The sequence below is a fragment of the Pseudoalteromonas sp. TB25 genome (genome assembly GCF_000497995.1).
Taxonomy (GTDB): domain Bacteria; phylum Pseudomonadota; class Gammaproteobacteria; order Enterobacterales; family Alteromonadaceae; genus Pseudoalteromonas; species Pseudoalteromonas distincta.
On sequence record NZ_AUTI01000251.1, the window covers coordinates 1 to 6,044 of the forward strand.

At 39.3% G+C, this 6,044-nt stretch carries 8 protein-coding genes and 1 pseudogene; 4 read left to right on the forward strand and 5 right to left on the reverse strand.

Features of this window, described 5'->3' with window-relative positions:
• Nucleotides 1-145: 145 nt before the first annotated feature.
• From L652_RS0107910 to L652_RS0107920, 3 genes are all read right to left on the reverse strand, one after another.
• Nucleotides 146-919, reverse strand: a complete 774-nt coding sequence (locus L652_RS0107910) for a Zn-ribbon-containing protein (protein WP_024597669.1) — start codon at nt 917-919, stop codon at nt 146-148.
• Nucleotides 920-932: 13 nt separating this feature from the next.
• Nucleotides 933-1,199, reverse strand: coding sequence for a hypothetical protein (locus L652_RS0107915; protein WP_010553684.1), 267 nt, complete (start codon nt 1,197-1,199; stop codon nt 933-935).
• 96 nt (nt 1,200-1,295) lie between these two features.
• Entirely contained in the window at nt 1,296-1,532 is a 237-nt protein-coding gene (locus L652_RS0107920) for a DUF2789 domain-containing protein (protein WP_002958240.1), read from the reverse strand.
• A 152-nt stretch (nt 1,533-1,684) separates the two neighbouring features.
• Here L652_RS0107920 and L652_RS0107925 point away from each other — a divergent pair, with 152 nt between their 5' ends.
• Nucleotides 1,685-2,338, forward strand: coding sequence for a GNAT family N-acetyltransferase (locus L652_RS0107925; RefSeq protein ID WP_024597670.1), 654 nt, complete (start codon nt 1,685-1,687; stop codon nt 2,336-2,338).
• Nucleotides 2,339-3,187: 849 nt separating this feature from the next.
• Here L652_RS0107925 and L652_RS0107935 read toward each other — a convergent pair.
• Together L652_RS0107935 and L652_RS0107940 are read right to left on the reverse strand one after the other, a co-directional pair.
• A complete protein-coding gene (locus L652_RS0107935) occupies nt 3,188-3,487 on the reverse strand; it encodes a DUF3301 domain-containing protein (RefSeq protein WP_007378202.1) in 300 nt (99 codons plus the stop codon).
• A complete protein-coding gene (locus tag L652_RS0107940; protein WP_024597671.1) occupies nt 3,488-4,516 on the reverse strand; it encodes a DUF3549 family protein in 1,029 nt (342 codons plus the stop codon).
• Between the two features lie 104 nt (nt 4,517-4,620).
• Between L652_RS0107940 and L652_RS0107945 the strand changes: the two genes are divergently transcribed.
• The 3 genes and pseudogenes from L652_RS0107945 to L652_RS01000000123480 form a co-directional block, all read left to right on the forward strand.
• Nucleotides 4,621-4,941 carry a YqcC family protein gene (locus L652_RS0107945; RefSeq protein WP_002963030.1) on the forward strand — a complete coding sequence of 107 codons (321 nt, stop codon included), beginning with the start codon at nt 4,621-4,623 and terminating at the stop codon, nt 4,939-4,941.
• The gene (gene truC / locus L652_RS0107950; protein ID WP_024597672.1) at nt 4,934-5,698 is read left to right on the forward strand and encodes a tRNA pseudouridine(65) synthase TruC; all 765 of its coding nucleotides are present in this window, start codon (nt 4,934-4,936) and stop codon (nt 5,696-5,698) included. The genes L652_RS0107945 and truC overlap by 8 nt, the downstream gene beginning before the upstream one ends.
• Nucleotides 5,698-6,044, forward strand: a pseudogene (locus L652_RS01000000123480) (flavodoxin domain-containing protein); the annotation flags it as partial. The gene truC and the pseudogene L652_RS01000000123480, both read left to right, overlap by 1 nt.

Sequence of the window (6,044 nt, forward strand, 5' to 3'; positions counted from 1 at the left end):
TTTTACTTATTCTTACATGGATGTAAGCCAGTAGGGTAACGCAGGAGCAGTTACCGAGCCCACTAGGTTACAAACCTCGCGCCGCGATTAAATCGTCCCTAGATTGAGCAAATTTCAATCCACAAAGGTCAACACGCCCTAATGGTTACTGAAAATCCCACGATATATTAGACACTAAGCCACATGGCTCACACCTAAAGTCGAATAACCCAAACCACGATTCAGGTAATTTCCAGTCGCCATTACAACTAGGGCACTTTCGTTCAAGTTCAGACGCTTTATCTACGCCGCCTACACGGTATAAATAATAATAGGTTGGCTTTTTAGTTAAAAAACTAATTCGCTTTGTTATGTCTTTTCCGCGTCTGTATAAGTCGCTTTGAATACTCGATATTTCTTCAAGCGCCGGAAACTCACAACGGGTTGCGCCATTAATTTGAATTTGATCGCAGGCTTGCCAATCTTCTTGCCATTTTATAAGTGTTTTGTAATCACCATTAGCAATTGCCGGAATACGAAATAGCGGCACAGGCAAAAAGTCATCACCACAATAAAGCGGGCTGCACGTATGCACATAGGTTGTATATAAAATATAACTTGATGGTTCTTTGCAGCAATCAGCGCTGTTGGAGTGAATATCTTGTCCGATCACTTTTACTTTTGGCGCAAGTAGCCCAGCACTATGTAACTTTTCGATACTGTGCTTAACAAACGGGCTGTTATTTAGCGGGTGCATTGCATCTTCGGTCGGGCACATAACGCGGGTAATAAAAAAGCCGTCTTTTAAAACGGTTGGAAACTCTTCACCCATTATTTGACCATTAAAACGCAGTGCATTTACTAAGCGATTTATTGCCTGTTCGGCTTTTTCTAAGGTGGTGTCTTGGTAGCAATCAAAAGTTAAATCAATAACGAACATTTATAGTCTCAAATTATTTTTGTTCTAGCAGCGCAAGAAGTTTATCGAGTTTTTGCTCAATTCTATCTAATTGACTTGTTTTAAGCTCAGTACTATCTGACTGCTGTGGGTTTCTCATGAAGTTATTAATTGAATCAGGATTGTTTTTATATTGGCTTACTGCTGCAATAATCATCGGCATTGGAACCGGTTGCGCCAAACGGCTTTTAGTTAGTGCTACAGTAGGGGTTTTGCCTTCATCGAGAAGGGCTTTGATTGCATCAAATACAACTGAATTCATTAGATATATAACTCTTTAATAAAATAAATACGCAGCATATAAATGCTGCGCAGATGCTATGTTAGCAATAAATAAGGGAGGGTACATTAAATAAAATTACTTACTTTGACGAATGCGTACATCTAACTCGTCAATTACTTCACTCCAATCTCCGTCTTGTGCAAGGGATTCAGCTAAAAAGTGCTGTTGTGCCTCATCCCAAAAAGAAGCTTCTTGGAGTAGTGTTGTGTCTTCTAATTCATGTGAGGCAATAAATGCATCTATTTGCTCATCACTATTTGGTAATCCAAGCTGTGCAAAAAGTGTGTTAATGTCGTGTTTTGTCGTATCCATGATATTGCTCCTTTAAATGAATGAAAATTCATACTAGTACCTAACTGTACCTCCTGCTAGTTAAACTCTCGCTGAATTTACGGTTAATAATTTTAGGTATATAGTTAGGTTTAAAGTTAAACAGCCTATAGCTAAATAATAAAGGAAATACAATGAGTGTAACCACACCAGCTGATACGTTCAGCGTACAGTATTTAGCTGCAGAAGATATTAGTACTGCAGCGAGCCTAATTTATCAGGCTTATCATGACGATCCTGTATTACTAAACATGCTTAGCTACAATGACGAAAATAAATCAGTTTACGAAAAAAAATTACGATCATTAATTCGCGAAGAACTCAGTAGTTTTTGGCAAGAAAAACAGCCATTAATTGGTTTATACCGCAACGATAAATTAAAAGCAGTAGCGTGTGTATTTGAATCTAATAGCCAATTACAAGCACAGCGTTATTGGCACTGGCGTTTAAAATTAATGCTGAGTGCGGGCTACTTACAAACAAATCAATTAATAGATAAAGAACAAACAATTAGAGACGCCCTTAAACAAAAAGGCAATTACTATTTTTTAGCTTTTATTGCCGTAGATCCGCATTTTCATGGACAAGGCTTTGGTCGTTACTTACTACGCGGGCTTGACGACTTAGTTAAATGCAACGCTGAGTCAACAGGGATGGCTGTATTTGTGACACGTAAGGAGCACATTGAATTTTTTAAAACTGAAAAGTTTGAAGCATTTAAACACCTTACTTTTAATCAAGTAGAGGGCGAGTTACTGTTTAAATCAATAATTGAGCCAACTATTTAAAATTATAATGTAAGCCAATGCGCCCAAACGGACATAAGACCGTAAGATATATCTCACATCATCGTAAGCATTGTCACTTAAAGGCTACTAATAAGTAGCCTTTTTTGTTCTAAGTTATTGTTCTGCATTGTTTATTTTGTTTTTTCATTTTTGTGACGTTTATTTATTTAATGTTAAGTCCTATTTCTCCCCCCTGATTGCTTTAAACTTCTCTTTGTCAAGACGACATAGCCCAATGATTGAGTTAATGCCAAGGATACGGAATAGGCAACATAGCAGACGCTAGCAGGAAGCATAAAGGACAAGCTAAAACGGATACAAGGAAGAATAAGGAAGTGCATGAAGCACTTAGTAACTAGGAGTTACTTTAGGATAATCACGGATGACGCTACAGGAAGTAGCAGGAGCGTTAGTTTACGCAGGACTGCCAAGATGGCAAGTGGACATTGCAGGATGCAAAAAGTGGCAGGAGCTACTTTAAAGGATTACCAGGGATGATGCTACGGGACGTAGCTAAACGATAGATTTCGTGGGTTAGGCAAGATGGCTATGGATATTGCAGGATGCAAAAAGTGGCAGGAGCTACTTTAAAGGATTACCAGGGATGATGCTACAGATGTAGCCAAACGATAGATTTCGTGGGTTTGCCAAGGTGGCCATGGATATTGCAGGATGCAATGTGAGGGTAAACAAGGTTGTTTACTCGTTCAGGGGATGATAATACGGATTTAAGATAATGGATATCTAGCAGGATGCAGTCCAATTGGGGCGTAACTTTAGTTACGCCTTAGTTTTTTGTGTTAAATTAAATTTATTAATTTAAGACACATTCTTAAAGTATATTAAGTTTTATATTTTATGCGGTGGAACAACCACACTTTTCAAAAACTCATTTTCCATAATTAACACACCTTGATAAGCATTTTCACCGTCGCTTGAAAACTCAAATATAAATTCACTTTTAATGCCTGGCTTGCCGCTCTTTAAAAAACCAAAGCGGCGTTTTGTGCATGCAACACTCATCAACTGCACCTGCAATTGTTCACTTTGACGTTTAGCATGAACGTTCGCCGCTTCAGCAACCTTTCGGTTAAGCCAAAATAAGTAAATTACACTACCAATAAGTATGAACGTCCATAAACTTGCCATTTAAGAGAATAACCTTCCAATTGCACGCGCGAGGGTTTCGCTACGATTTTCTTTACGTAATAAGCCTAATAAATGCGGGCGAATAGTTGGTATTGCAACTAAGTCAGCAAAAATACTTGGAAACAGTTCTTCAATTTTTTGATGATGCGCGCAATTATCCATAAATACATGTAAGCGTTCAGGGTTTTCTAATTGTTTAAAACACCGCCCAGCTATTGTTAGTAACACGTCAGAGTCTTGCCTCACTGGTGAGCTTAGTACAGTATCAACTAATTGAGCGCATAACCCTTGAGCTTGACCTTTTGAAGCTGATCTTAGTGCTGCGGTTATAGCTAATGTATCGTTATTACTAATTGCGGTCTGTGTGTAATCAACAAGTAACTCACTCATTGATGTTGGTATTTCAACGTGTTCAAGCATGGCACTGAGTGGTTGTAGTACTTCAATAGGTAAATGCGCCCATGCTTTTTGCAGATTACTTAAGTTTGTATCGCTGGCTAAGCGTAGTGCAAAATCGGCAATACCCTGTAGTGCAACACTTTGCCAATTATCCAAACCAATTTTACCGCTAAAGTACAATTGTGCATGCTCGTAATACTGCGATGCAGGCTGTTTTAATAGTACTTTTACTTGGGCGTTAAATGCCGCTAATTTATTTGCGTTTGGTGTAAAAACATAAGGGTTATTATCAAGCTTTCCATCGGCTTGCTCGCCTGTAATTTCAGTGCCTAGCGCTTGAATAACCATATCAGCAAAGTGATCGCGACTAGCACTTACCAGCATACTTTGCTCATCAAGGGGGAATTTTAAAAACCATACATACGGTTCTTTACTGGCTTTAGTATCCCAAAATTGAATAGCGAGCCATGCATGACCAGCAAGTGGATAAGGGTAAGGCACTTGAGCTTGTTCAATAGCTAAAAATTGTTTTTTATCAAGCTTAGTAATGTGCCTGCCAATATCAAAAGCACGCCACTGAGTACCCGCACCATCTAAAAGCTGACCTAATGTAGCTATTTGATCACTCATTGTTTTCTCAACTGTTTTTACTGCAAAATTACATTAATTATACGTCATAGCCGCTTGTGAGGGAACAGGGTATAATTGCATTACATATATAAAAGAGGGTGGTTATGTACCAGCAAACCCAAACTTATTTAGTGCAGCTAACGGCACTTTTACAAAAACACGCGCTTTGGCAAAGTGAGCCAATAGACGCTGAGGCACTGCTTTCAAATACTCCTTTTTGTCACGATACAATGGCATTTGAGCAGTGGTTACAGTTTGTATTTATTGAAAAAATACAGCAATTAATAACACATAGGCAACCACTGCCGCGTAACTTTGCTATTGCCCCTATGGCGCAAATGACACTTGTGAATAAAGCCGGAAGCGATGAAATTATTGAATTACTAACAGCCCTTGATACCTTTTTAGGAGAACCAAATGAGTGAGCGTCCAGCGCCTATTGAATATGGCGAGCTGACTATTTTGTATCAAGATGAAAACTATGTGGCTATAAATAAGCCTTCAGGTTTATTAGTGCATCGCTCGTTTTTAGATAAACACGAAACCCAGTTTGCTATGCAAATGTTGCGCGACCAGCTAGGGCAACATGTATTTCCAGTACATAGGCTCGATAGACCTACGTCGGGCGTATTGCTGTTTGCATTGAACTCGGAAGCTGCTCGCGATATGAACCAGCTATTTATTGAAGGTACCATTGCTAAGCGCTATTTAGCCTTAGTGCGCGGTTTTGCACCAGAGTCGGTATTTTTAGATAAACCGCTTAAAGAAGAACTTGATAAAATAGCCGATAAGTTTGCAGATCAAGATAAAGCACCGCAAGAAGCGCAAACCCAGTTTAATTGCTTGCACCAAGCTGCATTGCCTATTCCTATAGGTAAGTATCCAACAGTGCGTTACTCGTTAGTTGAGTGTTTTCCAAAAACCGGGCGCAAGCATCAAATTCGCAGACACTTAAAGCACTTATCACTGCCTATCATTGGTGATGTAAATCACGGTGATAATCAGCATAATCAATTTTTTAGGGAGCATTTTGAGCTAAGACGCCTAATGTTATTTGCAACAGAGCTTAGTTTTGTGCACCCTTATAGTAATGAATCAATAACAATTAAAGCGCCACTAGGTGAAGATATGCTTGAAATATGTAAGCAGCTAGGTTGGCCAGAGCAAGAAAAGGATTATTAATGGCACATATTAGTATTTTTGTAGGCAGCGTTAATGGCGGNGCGATGAAGTTGCAGCCACAATAGAGCAAGCGGGTCATACTGCTACAGTAATTACTGAAGCATCACTAGATGATATAAAAAATGCATCGCATATTTTAATTGTTACCTCCACAACAGGCCAAGGTGATGTACCGAGTAATTTGGCCGGATTGTACTTTGCAATGAATAGCACTTTCCCAATGCTTACCGATAAACCATTTGGTGTAATTGCAATGGGTGACAGATGTTACGGCGATACATTTTGTGGCGCAGGGCGAAGCTTTGACGAGCTACTTCGCGATTTACAAGCAAAGCCTGTGGGCAAC

Excerpts from the sequence above, each read along its gene's own strand:
- L652_RS0107915 (WP_010553684.1), bottom strand. The coding sequence starts at position 1,199 with ATGAATTCAGTTGTATTTGATGCAATCAAAGCCCTTCTCGATGAAGGC.
- truC (WP_024597672.1), top strand. The coding sequence starts at position 4,934 with ATGAGTGAGCGTCCAGCGCCTATTGAATATGGCGAGCTGACTATTTTG.
- L652_RS0107935 (WP_007378202.1), bottom strand. The coding sequence starts at position 3,487 with ATGGCAAGTTTATGGACGTTCATACTTATTGGTAGTGTAATTTACTTA.
- L652_RS0107925 (WP_024597670.1), top strand. The coding sequence starts at position 1,685 with ATGAGTGTAACCACACCAGCTGATACGTTCAGCGTACAGTATTTAGCT.
- L652_RS0107920 (WP_002958240.1), bottom strand. The coding sequence starts at position 1,532 with ATGGATACGACAAAACACGACATTAACACACTTTTTGCACAGCTTGGA.
- L652_RS0107940 (WP_024597671.1), bottom strand. The coding sequence starts at position 4,516 with ATGAGTGATCAAATAGCTACATTAGGTCAGCTTTTAGATGGTGCGGGT.
- L652_RS0107945 (WP_002963030.1), top strand. The coding sequence starts at position 4,621 with ATGTACCAGCAAACCCAAACTTATTTAGTGCAGCTAACGGCACTTTTA.
- L652_RS0107910 (WP_024597669.1), bottom strand. The coding sequence starts at position 919 with ATGTTCGTTATTGATTTAACTTTTGATTGCTACCAAGACACCACCTTA.